The following is a 16,015-nucleotide window of genomic DNA, read 5'->3' on the forward strand; positions in this document are numbered from 1 at the left end:
CTATTGAATCGGTTCAATGTGGCAGGCTGGTGGCAACAGCCAGATGTCATTCAGGTTAGTACTTGCTAATTGGAAAACACTGTCTATTCTGGAATCTCATTATTTGATTTACCATTTAGAGCAGTCGGGGGGCAATGTTCAGACGCTGTACCAGTCCGCAATGTAGAAGGCCATTCCAGGTAAACCGGTTTAATGCATCGTTATCAAGGGTTACGCAAGCAGGGCGTATTACCTGCCCTCATTGCGGGCTGATGTATTACGCCGATGCCACGTCGATTTTTCTCACTCATGCATTATCCGAAGCTGAAGAAGCCGAATTTGAGCTGATGGAGGAACGCGAAGTGTCCGAGAGGTAGGCGCTTGTATGTCTCGTCAAACACTAAAACTCCATAATAATCTGATCATTGATGGCTTAAATCACACAGGCAATACAAGCGTTAGTGTTGATAGTTGCGAGCGCGGTAGTGGCCGCTTGATAAGCGCAGTAAGGGTTGGGGGCCAAGCTTTATTAAGCGGTTAATCTGGATGAACGAAATTTACTGCTTATCACGCAGCCTTGGAAGCCAAGTGAGATAACGAAGCAATCAAGTCGGCGAAGCGCTGCCCTTGAATCATGATGTGTTCTCGAAGCAACTGTGCGGTTCGCTCACCATCACCAGCAATGATCGCCTTGACAATTTCATCATGCTCGGTAAATGAAGTTGCCATCCGGTTTCGTACACGGAGCTGGAGACGACGATAAGGCCTCAGTCGCCGGTGTAAATTGCGAGCCTGTTCGGCAAGAAACGCATTATGACTGCCGGCATATATTTGTTGATGAAATGCTTCGTTCTGATAGTAATAATCATCAGAATTACCTTCATCGTGCGCTTCCTTGCACGCTTGATGCGCCTTAAGCAGGTCTGCATGCTCGTCGCTGAACATGCGGCGCGCAGCCAGTCTTCCGCACATTGCCTCCAGTTCGGCCATCACTTCGAACATCTCCACCAACTGTTGCGGCGCTATTTCCGCTACGACCGCGCCGCGGCGGGGTCGTATAACTACTAGGCCCATCGTTGCCAGCTGAATGAGTGCTTCGCGAATAGGTGTCCGTGACACGCCGAATTGCGTGGCGAGTACGGTTTCATCAAGATGTTCCCCCGGGCGTAGTTTTCCTATGGCAATTTGCTCTTCGATGGCGTCTCGCAGGGATTGGGCGCGGCTGGTCATACTATTCTTCAAGGTGGTCGGTCATAAAAGTGCAACATACCATGTCTTTGTATACGTTGCCTCGTGCTTCCGCATACAAAAGCATCGGCCATACGCTTCAAACGCAACCTATCTGAGTGTTTAAGCGATTCTCGGCGATTGTGCACTGCAGTTTGATTTTATTCAAAATAAGCGTATATTTTCTTCGTCTTTGTGTATACAAGAATATCAGACCTGTATAACTTAAGACCAAATCAGACCGCGAAGCGGCAATAACCCTTCCAATCATGGTGGAGACTGAATATGAATATCAAACGGGCGTTACTACTTATCGCTGGCCTTGCAATCTCAGCGGGCGCACTTGCAAACGACTGGCCGACGCGTCCGGTAACCATCGTCGTGCCGTTCCCGGCAGGGGGCGGGACTGACGCCTTCGCGCGCCCGCTGGCTGCACAACTGACGAAGCAGCTTGGCAAGACGGTCGTCATCGATAATCGTGGCGGCGCAGGTGGCACGCTTGGCGCCGGCCTGGCTTCCCGGGCCGCTCCAGACGGCTATACATTTTTCATGGGCGGGGCGCACCATGCTATTGCACCGTCGATCTATCCGAAGCTGGATTACGATATTCAGAAGGACTTTATTCCTGTTTCCCTCGTGGCGACCCCGCCCCAGGTTATCGTCGTCAATCCGCAAAGAGTGCCGGTCAACGACTTGAAGGGACTGATCGAGTACGCACAAAAGAACCCGGGCAAAGTCAATTTTGGTTCGGCTGGAAACGGAACTTCTCATCACCTCGCCGGTGAACTGTTCAAGATTCAAACCAAGACTGCACTGACGCATATCCCCTACAAGGGAGCAGGCCCAGCGTTGCAGGACCTGGTCGCCGGACAGGTTGACATGATGTTCGATGGACTTGGTTCATCCGCATCCCACATCAAGGCCGGCAAGATCAAGGCACTGGCAGTTGCGGCATCAAAACGTGCCCCAGGTTTTCCGAATGTTCCCACAACGGCCGAGGCCGGGCTGCCTGATTACGAAGTGTCAACTTGGTATGGTCTCTTTGCCGTAAAGGGCACACCGCCGGAACTCGTCGAGCGCATGCGAACTGAAGTCAAAAAGGCGCTTGCTTCGCCGGAGCTGCAGACCAATTGGCAAAACGGCGGATCAGAAATCCCGACCATGTCCTCGCAAGAGTTTGGCGCAATGCTGGCATCGGAAGTCACGCGCTGGAACAAGGTGGTTAAAGCCGCGAACGTAAAGATCGATTAAGGCAGCCTGAACGGTAAAAGGAAAGAAAATGGGAGCCCTTGAGCGCGTATGGAATCAGCAGCAAGCGAACCGGGCGACACGGCTTGGTCGCGCCCGGGGCATCCTCGCTGACGGCTTATCCGGCAAGGTCTGTGCAACGGGGCGTATAGCTGATCTTTTGCATGCGATTCTGGAGCCGGGGGACAGGGTTTGCATCGAGGGGAACAATCAAAAGCAGGCGGATTTTCTTGCAAAGGCGCTCGCCGCACTGGACCCCGGCCGGATTAACCGACTGCATATCCTCCAGTCAGTGATCGCGTTGCCGGAACATCTCGATGTCTTTGAACGCGGCATCGCGGATCGTCTCGATTTCTCGTTTTCCGGTCCGCAGGCCGCCCGGCTTGCGCGGCTTGCCGGTAGCGGAAAGCTTAATATCGGTGCGATCCACACCTATCTCGAACTGTTCTCGCGTTATTTCATCGACCTTACGCCGCGTGTCTCGCTGATTGTCGCGGAGGCGGCCGATCGTAACGGTAATTTATATACCGGGCCGAACACCGAGGACACGCCGGCAATTGTAGAAGCCACGGCGTTCAAGGGCGGGATCGTGATTGCACAGGTTAACCGGATAGAAGACACACTGCCACGGGTAGATATTCCTGCCGACTGGGTCGATTTCGTCGTGCAGTCGCCGGCTCCCTATTACATCGAGCCGCTGTTCACCCGGGATCCCGCACAGATTTCCGAGATCCAGATACTGATGGCGATGATGGCGATCAAAGGCATCTATGCAGAGTACCAGGTCGAGCGTCTCAACCATGGTATCGGCTTCGATACCGCTGCCATTGAACTGCTGTTGCCAACCTATGCGGAGTCGCTCGGGCTGCGTGGCAAAATTGCCCGCTATTGGGCGCTCAATCCGCACCCGGCATTGATTCCGGCAATTGAAGCGGGATTCGTTGAATCCGTGCATTCGTTCGGGTCGGAACTCGGCATGGAAGAATACATTCGCGCAAGGCCCGATGTCTTCTTCGTCGGGCCGGATGGTTCAATGCGCAGCAATCGCGCGCTGTGCCAGGCAGCCGGACACTACGCCTGCGACATGTTTATCGGATCGACACTGCAAATTGATTTACAAGGCAATTCGTCCACTGCCACCCTGGGCCGGGTCGCCGGTTTTGGCGGAGCGCCAAACATGGGATCCGATGCACGCGGGCGGCGGCATGTCAGTCCAGCCTGGTTGAAGGCCGGGCGGCAGGCCAGAGAGGGTAAAAACCTGATTCCTCGCGGGCAAAAGCTGGTTGTGCAGATGGTGGAAACCTTCCGCGAGCATATGCAGCCGGCCTTCGTAGAAAGGCTTGATGCATGGGAACTGGCAGAGCAGGCAAACATGGCCATCCCTCCCGTCATGATCTATGGCGAAGATGTCACGCATGTCCTCACCGAGGAAGGTATTGCAAACTTGCTGCTTTGCCGCAGCGAAGAAGAGCGAGAACAGGCTATCCGCGGCGTGGCCGGTTACACGCCTGTAGGACTAGCACGCGACAAGAGAGCGGTGGAAAACCTGCGTGACCGGGGCATTATCCGACGCCCCGAAGACCTCGGAATCGACAAGCGCCAGGCGACGCGTGATCTCCTGGCTGCAAAGAATATGAAGGAACTCGTGCATGCCTCGGGCGGATTGTACAACCCGCCGAAGCGATTCAGGAACTGGTAGGCAAACATGGAAACCTTAAATTTTCGCTTTGAAAATGGCACACGCGGTAGCGGCACCAAAACGGAACTGGTCGGCGTCGTGAGCTCGGGCAATCTGGAGGTGCTGATAGAGCCGGTAGCATTGAACGGCGCCTGCGAGATTGAAGTGAAAACGGCCGCCGTTGGCTTCGCAGCAATCTGGCAGGCCGTGATGTCGGATTTTCATGCGCGCTGGCAGTTGGCCGATACGCGTATCTCGATCAATGACATGGGAGCGACACCGGCAGTAGTCAGCCTGCGCATGGACCAGGCGGCCGAAACCATGTTTGGAGAGCAGACATGACAAGTTATCTGGAAGCGAATGCACGATCACGTATCCGCAGACTCCTGGATCCGAACACCTTCCACGAATTCTTGCCGCCATCCGAGCGTGTTATTAGCCCTCATCTGGGACAACTGGATGCACCGGTGTCGTTCGATGACGGCATCGTGATCGGTAGTGGCCTCCTGCAGGGTCACAGAGTGTTTGCAGCGGCGCAGGAAGGCGGATTCATGGGCGGCGCCGTCGGCGAAGTCCACGGGGCCAAACTGGTCGGACTTTTCAAGCGCGCCATTGCAGAAAAGGTCGAAGCAGTCATTCTCCTTGCCGAAAGCGGGGGTGTAAGACTGCATGAGGCCAACGCCGGCCTGATTGCCGTCTCGGAAGTGATGCGCGCCTTACTTGAAACCCGTTCCGCCGGTATTCCTGTCATCGCGTTAATCGGAGGTGCCAACGGTTGTTTCGGCGGCATGGGAATCGTCGCACGATGCGCGAATGTGGTTGTGATGTCGGAAGAAGGGCGACTGGCGATGTCCGGTCCCGAGGTCATAGAAACCGCCGCCGGTGTCGAAGAATTCGACTCTCGTGACCGGGCACTGGTATGGCGCACCACGGGTGGCAAACATCGGTATCTGCTCGGAGATTGCCAGGTGATTGTGCCGGACAGCACCGAAGCATTCCGCAACGCGGCAATTGATGCGATGCGGTCCGTACACGCCGAAGGCGCAGCACTGACGCTGGATGGGCTGCAGGCAGAAAGCGCAATGCTGGAACGCCGGCTCGCCGATTTCGGCACCCGGATTGATCCGGTTGAAATCTGGTGCGACCTTGGCATTCCCGCGGCGTCGACCTTACCGATGCTGGATGCGGATGCATTCCGAGCTGTCGCGGATATACATCGGATAGGAAGGCAACCATGAATTGGCGAGAGCTCTCATCACACCTGTTCCCGGAAGGGTTCGATATTGTCGAGCGTCACCTGTTCCTGTCCGGCACGGCGCGCGTGGCTGGCACCATCGTGACGGTCATCGGTACAACGGAGCATGCGCCCATTGGTGTCGAGATCGCGCTTGCTCAGGCCAAGGCAGTACTTGATACAGTCAGCCGTTATCCCGGACGTCCCATCGTCATCCTGGTCGATACACAAGGGCAGCGCCTGCGTTATCGCGACGAAATGCTCGGCATTAACAGCTACATGGCGCATCTTGGCAAGTGCATAGACTTCGCACGGTGCCAGGGGCATAAGGTGATCGGTTTAGTGTATGACCAGGCACTGTCGGGCGGCTTCATCACGAGCGGCCTGCTGGCTGATGCCTGTTACGCACTTCCCGATGCAACTATCCGCGTGATGGGCTTACCGGCGATGGCACGCATCACCAAGGTGCCTGAAGAGCGGCTTGTGGAACTTGCAAAAGCCAATCCTGTCTTCGCGCCCGGCGCGCACAATTATTTCATGATGGGAGGAATCGAAGCGATCTGGGAAGGCGACCTCGCAGCCAATCTGGCAAGGGCACTGGAAACAGCAACGCCTGAAGATAAGCGCAGCAGCCTGGGAGACACACGAGGCGGAAGGCGTTCGGCGCATCGCGTTGTGCAAGCAGTGATGTCTGATGCCCATGCGCGGGCGGCATAGTCTCGCATGGCTGTCCGCGGCGGGCTGGCGCGAGGCAATCGAGGCTGCAACGCCTGAATGCCGCGATGCTATTCGTTCATGGCAACTAGCGGATTGGCCAGCCACTGTTCGACGTCAGGACGCCGGTGCACGCATGGATGAGTGCTCATTGGGTATCGCGCTGCCGCCGGATGTCGATAGCGGTGTTAAGAAACGTATCGGCCTGCGTGTATCAACGATGCACCTGACCCACACTTCGGCTCCGCTTGCGCTTTCGGAGGCAATCCCCAAAGCGCTGCCGGTATGGAAAGAAGCACTGACGGATCTGGACCAAAAGGCATCTGCAGCAGGCCTTGTTCTGCGCGTCTATGGCTCGCTTGCGCTGCAAGCCATGACAGAAAAGGATTATCTGAAACCTGGGTCCGACATAGACCTGCTTCTCGCTCCTGTCAGCCGGGAACAGCTGTTGGCAGGCGTAGATCTGCTGCAGGAGGCGGGTGAGATCCTGCCACTTGACGGCGAGATCGCTTTTCCGGGAGGTCAGGGCGTCGCATGGAAGGAATGGCATGCCGCAGCGGCGGGACAGCGTGGTACACGTGTCCTCGTAAAGCATTTGTACGGAGTGCGTCTGGCGACTCCTTCTGAACTGCTTGCAGCGCTGGATGGAAGAGAATGGACAGCCTGATCGAAGTCCTTGCCCTTCGCGACAACGTGCAGTCGCATTGGGCAACCAAGACAAATAGGGCAAGCTGGTCGCAAGAGCAGCGTCTGAGTGATCGCGCGTATTGCGCGGAGATCGGACGCATTGCAACTGTCAGCCTGTACGATGAGCTATCCTTGTACCCGAAACCCGGATTAGTCTCGCTCGTGGACAATGGCAGCCACGATGACATGACGGCCGCGACCTTTTTGCGCAGTTTATTTTCGCTACGTCATTACTTCGTACGGATGGCCGAAGCCGGGATGCGTCAGCAGCCATTTTTTACACTCAAACTTCTTGGCATCGCAGCCGAAAAACGCATGATGTTCGCGACGGGCGGTGTCAATACCCATCGCGGCGCGATTTTTGCAGTCGGCCTTCTTTGCGCTGCGGCCGGGGTTTGCCGAGCGCAGAAAATCCTGATTTCGGCCTCTTCGATCCGGGCGGCGCTTGTCGGTGAATGGGGTGCCGAACTGCAGCGTCACGCTCAGGACATCAAGGGCAGTTCTCACGGTATTCAGGTAGCGAATCGATATGCCGCATCAGGTGCGCGGGAAGAAGCGGCGCTCGGCATGCCATCGGTATTCGACATCGCGCTGCCAATGCTGAAGGCAACATTTGGGAAAACCGACTGCTGGGAACGCGCGCGTATCGATGCGCTTTTTGCATTGATGGCGAGTGTTAGCGATACCAACGTTTACTACCGCGGCGGATCCTTCGGTGCGCAGATGGTCAAAACCTGCGCGCGGGATTTTCTTGCGCGAGGTGGTACCGGGTCGGCCGACTGGAGAGAGTACGCAATTTCCTGCCACCGCCGTTTTACCGAAAAAAAACTGTCACCTGGCGGCGCAGCGGACCTGCTTGGTGCGACCTGCTTTGTTTCCAGGGTAGAAGAAAGATTTGGAAGGCATAGCCTACTACCACTGACACGGGAGCGATCACGACGTCTGAATGAAGGCGGATCGGCAAAATGACGGCACGGCTGGCGATTTTGTGCCCGGGTCAGGGCAGGCAGCATCCGGGTATGTTTGACGTCCTGGGCCTTTCATTTGATGTACAAACCTTGCTTGAACAATGGTCGATGCAGGAGCGTCTTCCAATGCCGTTGGCGACTGTCCTGGCGAACGAAACGCTGCTGTTTTCCAATCGGCTTGCACAACCACTGATCGTGGCCGCGACACTGTCTGTCTGGGAGAGGCTAAAACACGCACTTCCAGCACCAACCGTGGTTCTGGGGTATAGCGTCGGAGAGTTATCTGCGTATGCAGTCGCCGGTGCCATTGCTCCTGCTGCCACATTGACGCTTGCCGATATCCGTGCGCAACTGATGGACGCGAGTGCCCAATCTTCGCCACCGCAAGCTCTTCTGGCGGTCACCGGTCTCGACCTCAAACGTACCGGTGACACTGCCGCTCGCGCCGGCATTTCTGTTGCCATTGAGACGGGACACGACAGCGCGGTTGTTGGCGGGCTGCGCGAAGACGTACAGAAGTATGCAGTTCAACTCGCGCAGGATGGAGTGCGTACCGTCATGTTGCCTGTTGGCGTAGCTTCACATACGCCGCTGATGAACGCGGCGGTTACCCCGTTCCTGGAAGCTCTCGGCAAACATCGTCTTTCTGACCCAGCGATACCGGTTGTAGCAGGTCTGACCGGAGCGACAATCAGAAACGGCGACGAGGCGAGCTGCATGCTGGCACGACAGATTAGCGAAACCATCCGATGGAAGGATTGCATGGATACTTGTGCGGAAGCGGGCATCACGGTTGCGCTGGAACTTGGTCCGGGCAGCGCGTTGGCGCGTATGCTGCACGGGGCGCACCCCCATATCGAATGCCGCTCTATCGACGATTTCCGATCTGTTGAGGGTGTTGTGCGATGGATCGGACGTCACTTTGATCAATAACATGTCAAGTGCAGCGGGGATTATTTGTCCGCAATACAGCGCAAGTCCACCACAATGCTGCGCACCTTATGAACCACATCGCCACGCGGACCATGGCTGAAGTGAACTTAAACCACTTCAGCGTCCAGCGTCTAATCCCCTAATCCCAGTGTACCGGGCGACTGCCTTCAATCAACGAGACTGGAAGCATCGCTCAGTCGGCCTTGATATTACGGGCACGGACAATCTCTGCCCATTTTGCCGTTTCCGACTTCAGGTACTGGGCAAGTTCCGCAGGCGTAGAGCCGACCGGCTCGGCACCGATTTGTGTGAATCGTGCTTTGACCTCGGGCTGCTTCAGCGCTTTCACAAGTTCTTCGTTGAGCCGGTTGACGATGGGCTGTGGCGTCTTCGCCGGCACGAACACGGCATACCAGCCATTGAGTTCATAACCTTTGAGGCCCGCCTCCGCAACGGTCGGTACATTCGGCAGGACACTGGAACGCTTGTTGGTCGTGACTGCCAGCGGCTTCAGACGGCCGGAGTCGATATATGGCTTGGCGGACGACACCGAGTCAAACATCATATCGACCTGACGCCCCATGAGATCGGTGACTGCCGGTGCACTGCCTTTGTAGGGAACGTGAAGAATATCGATATTGGCCATGGAAGCAAACAATTCGCCGGCCAGATGGATGGTGGTGCCACTGCCAGCTGAAGCAAAGGTTAGTTTGCCCGGTTGCTGTTTCGCCAAGGCGACCAGTTCGACCACATTGTTCGCTTTGACTGAAGGATTGACCACCAGTATGTTCGGTACGACACCTACCAGGCTGACCGGTTCGAAATCCTTGATGGGGTCGTAGGAAAGCTTGGGATACAGGCTGGGATTCACCGCATGTCCGATGGATACGATCATCATGGTGTAGCCATCCGGCTCGGACTTGGCGACCATGGTCGAGCCAATGACGCCACCGGCACCTGGACGGTTCTCGATAACGATCGGCTGCTTCATGCTTTGCGACATTTTGTCGCCCAATGTACGGGCCATGGTATCCATCGCGCCGCCGGGTGTGAATGGCACCACCCACTTAATGGTCTTGCTCGGATAGATATCGTCGGCTGCGACGGAGAATGCGGTGCTCAGTATCACACCGCCGAAAAGGGCTTTAATGAGGGAATGCTTCATTTTTATTCCTGCAATTCTGGTGGTTCGGTTAAACGATGGACGAAGGATGCTTTGCCAGTGGGGTGACCTTGATCTTCATATATGGAAACAGGGGAAGTGAAGACAGCAAGCCATGAAGTTCGTCATTCGACTCGACATCGAAGATACTGTAGTTTGCGTATTCGCCGACGACGCGGTACAAGTGAACCCACTTGCCGCTGCGTTGCAAATCTTGCGCATAGGCCTTCTCGCGCGCCTTGATATCTTCGGCAATGGCCGACGGCATATCGGGCGGCAACAAGACATCCATCCGGACTAGGAACAGCATGGTTCTTCCTTTCTGTCATTGATTGTGGCGGCGTGCGTGGCAGACTTTCCTCATCCGACCGTGGTGCGAGTCTTGTCTCGCCTGTAATGGGCCAGCTTGTCTTCATCGATGGCGACGCCGAGACCCGGCGCATCAGGCACGGCGAGCTCGAAATCGACAACCGATGCACGCTCGACGACGATATCGTCTTTCAACAGCAGGGGACCGAACAATTCCGTTCCCCATTCCATTTTTCGGCAGGCAGCAAATGCATGCGCAGATGCAATGCTTCCGATGGTACCTTCCAGCAGCGTGCCTCCATAGCAGCCTATTCCCGCTGCGTCGGCAACTGCTGCCGTACGGACAACGCTCAACGGCCCTCCTGATTTCGCAATTTTGAGCGCGACGATATCTGCGGCGCCATCGCTCGCATAGTCGAACATGTCGGCGGGGCTGCTAACCGCTTCGTCCGCCATGATAGGAATGTTGAACATCTGCGCGAGCCGCGCCATGCCTCGCCGATTGTCGCGTGCAATGGGCTGTTCGACGAGCATCACACCGGCAGCCTGCAGGTCAGGAATATGCCGCGCAGCAGTTGCTTCGCTCCAGGCCTGATTAAGATCCACGGTAATCTCGGCGCGGTCGCCCAGAGCGTTTTTAATGGCTGCCACGTGTTCGATGTCCTGGCGCGGACTGCGTTTGCCGATCTTGAGCTTGAAGACCTTATGGCGGCGGCTCTCAAGCAGTTGCTTGGCTTCTTCGATATCACGGGCACTGTCGCCGCTGGCCAGCGTCCAGAGAACGGGTAGGGAATTGCGCACAGCACCGCCCAGCAGAACATGCACCGGTACGCCCAAGCGCTTCCCCTGAGCATCCAGAAAGGCAGTTTCCAGCGCGGATTTTGCGAGTGCATTTCCTTGTACGGACAATTCGACTTTAGCCAGCACGGCATTCGTGCTCGTGGCATCCATGCCGATGACCAGCGGGCTGATGTAGTGATCAAGCGTTAGCTTGATCGATTCGGGGCTTTGGTCGCCGTAGCTGAGACCGCCAATGGTGGTCGCCTCACCTATGCCTTCAATGCCATCGTCGCAGCGCAGACGCACAATCACCAGCGTCTGCCGGTTCATCGTCGTCATCGCCAGGCGATGTTCACGAATAGTCGGAAGGTCGACGATAATTGCCTCAAGTGCCGTAATACAAGGGCGTTCTGATTTGTTGAGCATTTTTAAATAAATGACGAGATTGACGAGCTAATGGTAAGTTTTACGGCAACCTGCGTCTAATATCATTTAGCTACCGTGCTATACCTTGGAGGTATCGTGGAACTGCGGCATTTACGTTATTTCGAAGCAGTAGGAAAGACCCTGAACTTCAGCCGTGCGGCAGAGCTGTTGCATATCGCACAGCCGCCGCTGTCACGCCAGATACGTCAACTCGAGGATGAGCTAGGTGTGCAGCTCATCGACCGCACGGCCAGGCCGCTGGCCTTGACCAAGGCGGGATCGTTTTTCCTTCAGCAATGCATACAGGTACTTGCCAGAATCGATGAAATTCAGCAAGCGACACTTCGGATCGGTCAAGGTCGGCACCGCTGGTTCGGCATTGGATTTGTTCCTTCGGTACTGTATGGATTTTTTCCCGAGCTGATTCGCAGCTACCGCAAGGCAAGTAACGGCGTGGAAGTCATCCTGTCGGAAATGACCACCATTGAACAAAGCGAAGCGTTGAAAGCAGGGAGGATTGACGTTGGTATCGGGCGACTTATACTCAACGATCCAGAGCTGGTATGCGACGTTATTGAAGATGAACCACTCGTCGTGGCCCTGCCATTGCGCCATTCATTATTAAGGCATGCGCGTCTTAGTCTGAAGCGGCTCGCAACAGAGCCTTTTATCCTCTATCCCGCCAAGCCGCGCCCCAGTTACGCAGATCATGTATTGCAGCATTTCCGCTCACACGGACTCAATCTGGGCTCAGTTGTGGAGGCTAACGAAATGCAGACTGCCATTGGTCTGGTTGCTGCAGGAATTGGCGTAACGCTGGTCCCAAGTTCCGTCCAGCGCTTGCGACGGGATGATGTCGTCTACCGTCCGGTTTCAGATGCGGGCGTCACATCGCCAATTATCATGAATTTTCGCGCCGATGACGCGTCACGGGAGCTTGTCCGGTTTTTTCAATTTGTGAACGAATATAAAGCTGCTAAATGAGATTCGGATCGACGTCCGTAAGCAATTTCGCCAGGTTTGTTGTAGTTATACATCGCCAAGAAATGATGAGTGACTCAAGGCCGATTACCAAGTAATATTTCTTTGCAGAAATGATTTGCGAAATAACTTAAAAGTAAATTAAGGAGACTTGTATGGCCATTCTGAAATACGCGACTTTCGCGTTGACTGCGTTCGCTATCTCAACCCAGGCGCTTGCTGACGATGCAGCCAATGCAACAGCAATGGTAAAAAAAGCAGTTGCGTACATTAAGGAAAATGGCAAGGAAAAAGCTTTCGCAGACTTCAATAACCCGGCTGGTAATTTTGCAAAGGGTGAGTTGTATATTTTCGTGAGCGATATGCAAGGCAAGATGGTTGCGCACGGAGCGAATTCAAAGTTGATCGGTAAAAATCTAATGGATCTCAAGGACGCGGACGGTAAACTTTTCGTCAAAGAGTACACCGATCTTGCTAAAGCCAAAGGTAACGGTTGGGTCGATTATAAATGGGTGAACCCCAGCACAAAGGCGATCGACAACAAGTCAACCTACGTTGAGAAAATCGAGGATCTTGTCGTGGGTGCAGGAATATACAAGAAGTAAAGCCGCGTCCTTGTGAAAGGGAGACAATCGAAGAGCCAGTTCGGTGTCTCCAACAGGTACATATACTCATGCCAGCTACTCTGGGCTGAATCGGGTCCGTTTATTATGAGTGAAACACCGCTAGGCCAGAAGGCCTTCAGGGTTCGACGTAGCGGCACCCCGACTGTCAACTACCAATACCGAATTCAGCTGCAGTTTCATATGTACCTTGCTGTCGTTCTGAAGGCGCAAGCGGCTTTGATATGAAATAGCCCTGTACCTCATCACAGTGCAATTCCTTTAAAGATTTTATCTGTTCAAGCGTTTCTACCCCTTCGGCGACAACTCGCATTCCCAGAGAGTGCGCCATCGTAATAATCGCCGAGAAAAATATTTTTCCTTCAGGGCTTTTTTCAAGCCTGGCAGTAAACGCCTTGTCTACTTTCAAGACATCAAAATCCAACTCCTGCAGTTGTGACAACGACGAGTAGCCCGTTCCAAAGTCGTCTACCAACAAGGTCACGCCCATCGCTTGTAATTTATGAAGTGCTTCGGCCATCGCTGGCCTGTTTTCCATCATCGTGGATTCGGTCAACTCCAGTTCAATTAAGCTGGCCGGGACGCGATAACGCGAAAGTGCTAAAGCTAAGGTGTCGGCAACATCAATCTCCTGAAATTGTTTCGGCGATACGTTGATGGATATCGGAACCAGCTTTTGCCCTGTTTGTGCCCAGAATGCCAATTGAGCGCATACCTTATCGATGACTTGTTCACCGAGCTGAATAATCAAACCGGTTTCTTCTGCCACAGGAATGAAAGCAGCGGGGTCCACCACTCCTCTGGTTGGATGAGCCCACCGGACCAATGCCTCCATACTCGATATTTCTCCAGACGTCATATCGACCCGTGGCTGGTAATACATAATCAACTGGTCATGCTCCAGTGCGTACTGAAGTTCCATTTCGCATTGATGCTTCGATTGCACTGCCTCGGCAAAATGCGCATCAAAAAATTGATAGTTTCGCTTTCCGCTGGTCTTAACGGCGTACATCGCCATATCGGCATTTTTCAGAAGCGTATCTGCGTCTTGTCCATCATCCGGAAAAACACTAATACCGATCGACGTTCCAACTGAGTGCATGCCCTTGGATAAGCGAAAAGCTTCCTGGAACGACTTCAGTATGCGATCAGCAACGTGTGCCGCATCTATCTTGTGCGCCATGTCTTCTACAATAACTACAAACTCGTCACCACCGATCCGGACTACATAGTCATGAGGGCGAATGGCATCCTTGAGACGATGGCCAGCGTTGCGCAAGAGTTCGTCGCCCGCCTCGTGCCCCATGGTGTCGTTGACTGACTTGAATCCATCCAGGTCAATGAATAGAAGCGCCAGCATTTGTTCGCTGTGTTGTGCTGACTCGAGGGCGCCTGGAAGATAGTTGTTAATCCATAACCGGTTCGGCAAACCCGTCAGCGTGTCTTCATTACTACGACGCTCAAGTTCAGAAACATGCTTTTTGATATCGCTTATGTCTCTTAACGTAACTGCGAGGTCTCCGTCAGGCTTCGATATGGTTACGTACAGCCATGATAATCCCGACGGGTCCCCGATACGCGCCTCGATTTCACCGGAAAAGTGACGCGTAGTGAGTGCATGCCTTAGCAAATGCATGGTGCCCTTAGCTGCTTCTCCGTGGTAGACAGTACGAATGGTTTTACCAATGAGTTCGTCTCTCCGGTGTCTTAAAATCGTCGCACCACGCTCGTTACAGTCGATAATCTTGAAATCCACTATATCGCCATTGCTATTTTCAACCGGCCGGGCGATATAAAAACCTTCTTGACCGCCCTCTGTAGCGGCCCGATAAGTCTCCTGCATCGCGTCCAATTGATGCTTACGCCAGCGCAGTCGAGCGAAGGCTAAAGTACCGAACAATGAAAAAGCTATCAGAAGTGCGCTTGCGATTCCTGCATACAGATAGCTGCGGTGACGTTGAACTTGATATGGTGCCAGGACTTCTTCTTGATCGATGCCGGCTAAGGCGATCATTCCGTAACCTTCGGTAGTGTGCCATGCCACATACCGACTACGTTTATCTGAGAACCAGGGCTCACCTGGCAATATTTTTTGCCCCTTTGTTCCACTTATTGGTAGGAGATTGGAGACAGGCTGCTGTGTAGAGTCAAAGATTCTTTCCCCAATCCGGGCGATATGAACACTTCTGTCAGTATCTAGAATAGTCAACAAACGGTTGCTATTTATCACGCCTTCATCAAACTGTGTAATGAAAAATGACGGTTCGACTGCCACAAGAACGACCCCATTAAAGGTGCCGTCTTCCGTCATCAGTTTTCGACTGAAGTGCACAACAGTTTGATTTGTGAATATCCCTTGTACGGGATATCCAATGTATAGAAAGTCGGTTCTGGAACGTTCTTGCTGAGAGAAATACGCTTGGTTAACCGCATTGGCGGGCAAGGGATTGATGATCGTGCTGGATAATAAGAAACCGTAACGGTCGACAATGCTGACGTAAAATCCAGCGCTCGCAGCGATATTCCCGGATTCGGTAATACTTTCCAAATGAAAGCTTGTCCCAGCTTTTTCCCAACCATGCTTCACGTAAAGCGTAATTTGGTCAATTGCTTGAAGCGAGCGGTACAGGCGTTCGGCATATGCATCGGCCAGCAGTTCAGCATGGCGCGAAGCAGCCGTTTCAGCAGTCTCCTTTTGATGTATTAAATTTTTTTCTAAACTAGTCCATCCGATTGCCAGGATAAGGAGGCTGATGACAATCCAGGCAATAAGAAGCGGAGTGCTATGACGCAGAAAGCCACGCTCATCAGCATTTGAATGCCAGGAATGGCTGTTACGAAATTTCATGCGATACCACGTCATTGTGCGGCTTTCTCGCCAGAAACATAAGAGGCTTCAATTGCAAACATGAAATTTTGTACGTTCGCTATCTACATAGCTTCATGAAAATTCATGTCTCGAGTTATGACCTACATTAGAGTCCGTCAATGTTTATGACACGAATTCAGGTCAAAAGCTGCGAAACCGGCCGGGCGGGTTTGCTGAAGATGATTGGATTGAGGGTT

The 16,015-nt window shown here is 53.9% G+C and carries 15 protein-coding genes; 10 read left to right on the top strand and 5 right to left on the bottom strand.

What is annotated here, in order from left to right; genetic code table 11:
• Positions 1-546: 546 nt before the first annotated feature.
• The gene (locus ACFQUU_RS24150) at positions 547-1,209 is read right to left on the bottom strand and encodes a GntR family transcriptional regulator (RefSeq protein WP_382250676.1); all 663 of its coding nucleotides are present in this window, start codon (positions 1,207-1,209) and stop codon (positions 547-549) included.
• Positions 1,210-1,491: 282 nt separating this feature from the next.
• On the opposite strand from ACFQUU_RS24150, the gene ACFQUU_RS24155 reads away from it, so the two are divergent.
• From ACFQUU_RS24155 to ACFQUU_RS24190, 8 genes are read left to right on the top strand one after another with little or no spacing between them, the layout of a single operon-like run.
• A complete protein-coding gene (locus tag ACFQUU_RS24155; protein WP_382250677.1) occupies positions 1,492-2,457 on the top strand; it encodes a Bug family tripartite tricarboxylate transporter substrate binding protein in 966 nt (321 codons plus the stop codon).
• A gap of 28 nt (positions 2,458-2,485) precedes the next feature.
• Positions 2,486-4,153, top strand: coding sequence for a malonate decarboxylase subunit alpha (gene mdcA / locus ACFQUU_RS24160; protein WP_382250678.1), 1,668 nt, complete (start codon positions 2,486-2,488; stop codon positions 4,151-4,153).
• Between the two features lie 6 nt (positions 4,154-4,159).
• Positions 4,160-4,474 (top strand): malonate decarboxylase acyl carrier protein, encoded by a 315-nt coding sequence (mdcC, locus tag ACFQUU_RS24165; RefSeq protein WP_382250679.1) that lies wholly within the window; start codon positions 4,160-4,162, stop codon positions 4,472-4,474.
• Positions 4,471-5,370 (top strand): biotin-independent malonate decarboxylase subunit beta, encoded by a 900-nt coding sequence (locus tag ACFQUU_RS24170; RefSeq protein ID WP_382250680.1) that lies wholly within the window; start codon positions 4,471-4,473, stop codon positions 5,368-5,370. Before mdcC ends, ACFQUU_RS24170 begins: the two co-directional genes overlap by 4 nt.
• Positions 5,367-6,083 carry a biotin-independent malonate decarboxylase subunit gamma gene (locus ACFQUU_RS24175; protein ID WP_382250681.1) on the top strand — a complete coding sequence of 239 codons (717 nt, stop codon included), beginning with the start codon at positions 5,367-5,369 and terminating at the stop codon, positions 6,081-6,083. Before ACFQUU_RS24170 ends, ACFQUU_RS24175 begins: the two co-directional genes overlap by 4 nt.
• Positions 6,067-6,747, top strand: a complete 681-nt coding sequence (gene mdcG / locus ACFQUU_RS24180) for a malonate decarboxylase holo-[acyl-carrier-protein] synthase (RefSeq protein ID WP_382250714.1) — start codon at positions 6,067-6,069, stop codon at positions 6,745-6,747. Before ACFQUU_RS24175 ends, mdcG begins: the two co-directional genes overlap by 17 nt.
• Complete coding sequence (gene mdcB / locus ACFQUU_RS24185) at positions 6,735-7,736, top strand: triphosphoribosyl-dephospho-CoA synthase MdcB (RefSeq protein ID WP_382250682.1); 1,002 nt, start codon at positions 6,735-6,737, stop codon at positions 7,734-7,736. Before mdcG ends, mdcB begins: the two co-directional genes overlap by 13 nt.
• The gene (locus ACFQUU_RS24190) at positions 7,733-8,668 is read left to right on the top strand and encodes an ACP S-malonyltransferase (RefSeq protein ID WP_382250683.1); all 936 of its coding nucleotides are present in this window, start codon (positions 7,733-7,735) and stop codon (positions 8,666-8,668) included. The genes mdcB and ACFQUU_RS24190 overlap by 4 nt, the downstream gene beginning before the upstream one ends.
• A 193-nt stretch (positions 8,669-8,861) precedes the next feature.
• On the opposite strand, the gene ACFQUU_RS24195 is transcribed toward ACFQUU_RS24190, so the two are convergent.
• Genes ACFQUU_RS24195 through ACFQUU_RS24205 form a run of 3 tightly spaced genes read right to left on the bottom strand, consistent with a single transcriptional unit; the run spans position 8,862 to position 11,345 of the window.
• Positions 8,862-9,833: a tripartite tricarboxylate transporter substrate binding protein gene (locus ACFQUU_RS24195; RefSeq protein WP_382250684.1), complete on the bottom strand. Its 972-nt coding sequence runs from the start codon at positions 9,831-9,833 to the stop codon at positions 8,862-8,864.
• Between the two features lie 28 nt (positions 9,834-9,861).
• Positions 9,862-10,140 (bottom strand): muconolactone Delta-isomerase, encoded by a 279-nt coding sequence (gene catC, locus ACFQUU_RS24200; RefSeq protein WP_382250685.1) that lies wholly within the window; start codon positions 10,138-10,140, stop codon positions 9,862-9,864.
• Between the two features lie 50 nt (positions 10,141-10,190).
• Positions 10,191-11,345 (bottom strand): muconate/chloromuconate family cycloisomerase, encoded by a 1,155-nt coding sequence (locus tag ACFQUU_RS24205; RefSeq protein WP_382250686.1) that lies wholly within the window; start codon positions 11,343-11,345, stop codon positions 10,191-10,193.
• Positions 11,346-11,441: 96 nt separating this feature from the next.
• On the opposite strand from ACFQUU_RS24205, the gene ACFQUU_RS24210 reads away from it, so the two are divergent.
• Positions 11,442-12,329 (top strand): LysR family transcriptional regulator, encoded by an 888-nt coding sequence (locus tag ACFQUU_RS24210; RefSeq protein ID WP_382250687.1) that lies wholly within the window; start codon positions 11,442-11,444, stop codon positions 12,327-12,329.
• Positions 12,330-12,481: 152 nt separating this feature from the next.
• Positions 12,482-12,931 (top strand): cache domain-containing protein, encoded by a 450-nt coding sequence (locus ACFQUU_RS24215; RefSeq protein WP_382250688.1) that lies wholly within the window; start codon positions 12,482-12,484, stop codon positions 12,929-12,931.
• A gap of 166 nt (positions 12,932-13,097) precedes the next feature.
• On the opposite strand, the gene ACFQUU_RS24220 is transcribed toward ACFQUU_RS24215, so the two are convergent.
• Positions 13,098-15,797: an EAL domain-containing protein gene (locus ACFQUU_RS24220; protein WP_382250689.1), complete on the bottom strand. Its 2,700-nt coding sequence runs from the start codon at positions 15,795-15,797 to the stop codon at positions 13,098-13,100.
• Between the last annotated feature and the right edge of the window lie 218 nt (positions 15,798-16,015).

Origin of the sequence: Herbaspirillum sp. GCM10030257, assembly GCF_042666555.1 — a bacterium.
Lineage (GTDB): Bacteria > Pseudomonadota > Gammaproteobacteria > Burkholderiales > Burkholderiaceae_D > Noviherbaspirillum.

What these genes read in the sequence shown, in the direction of transcription:
- ACFQUU_RS24150 (WP_382250676.1), bottom strand. Translation starts at nt 1,209, where the DNA reads ATGACCAGCCGCGCCCAATCCCTGCGAGACGCCATCGAAGAGCAAATT.
- ACFQUU_RS24155 (WP_382250677.1), top strand. Translation starts at nt 1,492, where the DNA reads ATGAATATCAAACGGGCGTTACTACTTATCGCTGGCCTTGCAATCTCA.
- mdcA (WP_382250678.1), top strand. Translation starts at nt 2,486, where the DNA reads ATGGGAGCCCTTGAGCGCGTATGGAATCAGCAGCAAGCGAACCGGGCG.
- mdcC (WP_382250679.1), top strand. Translation starts at nt 4,160, where the DNA reads ATGGAAACCTTAAATTTTCGCTTTGAAAATGGCACACGCGGTAGCGGC.
- ACFQUU_RS24170 (WP_382250680.1), top strand. Translation starts at nt 4,471, where the DNA reads ATGACAAGTTATCTGGAAGCGAATGCACGATCACGTATCCGCAGACTC.
- ACFQUU_RS24175 (WP_382250681.1), top strand. Translation starts at nt 5,367, where the DNA reads ATGAATTGGCGAGAGCTCTCATCACACCTGTTCCCGGAAGGGTTCGAT.
- mdcG (WP_382250714.1), top strand. Translation starts at nt 6,067, where the DNA reads ATGCGCGGGCGGCATAGTCTCGCATGGCTGTCCGCGGCGGGCTGGCGC.
- mdcB (WP_382250682.1), top strand. Translation starts at nt 6,735, where the DNA reads ATGGACAGCCTGATCGAAGTCCTTGCCCTTCGCGACAACGTGCAGTCG.
- ACFQUU_RS24190 (WP_382250683.1), top strand. Translation starts at nt 7,733, where the DNA reads ATGACGGCACGGCTGGCGATTTTGTGCCCGGGTCAGGGCAGGCAGCAT.
- ACFQUU_RS24195 (WP_382250684.1), bottom strand. Translation starts at nt 9,833, where the DNA reads ATGAAGCATTCCCTCATTAAAGCCCTTTTCGGCGGTGTGATACTGAGC.
- catC (WP_382250685.1), bottom strand. Translation starts at nt 10,140, where the DNA reads ATGCTGTTCCTAGTCCGGATGGATGTCTTGTTGCCGCCCGATATGCCG.
- ACFQUU_RS24205 (WP_382250686.1), bottom strand. Translation starts at nt 11,345, where the DNA reads ATGCTCAACAAATCAGAACGCCCTTGTATTACGGCACTTGAGGCAATT.
- ACFQUU_RS24215 (WP_382250688.1), top strand. Translation starts at nt 12,482, where the DNA reads ATGGCCATTCTGAAATACGCGACTTTCGCGTTGACTGCGTTCGCTATC.
- ACFQUU_RS24220 (WP_382250689.1), bottom strand. Translation starts at nt 15,797, where the DNA reads ATGAAATTTCGTAACAGCCATTCCTGGCATTCAAATGCTGATGAGCGT.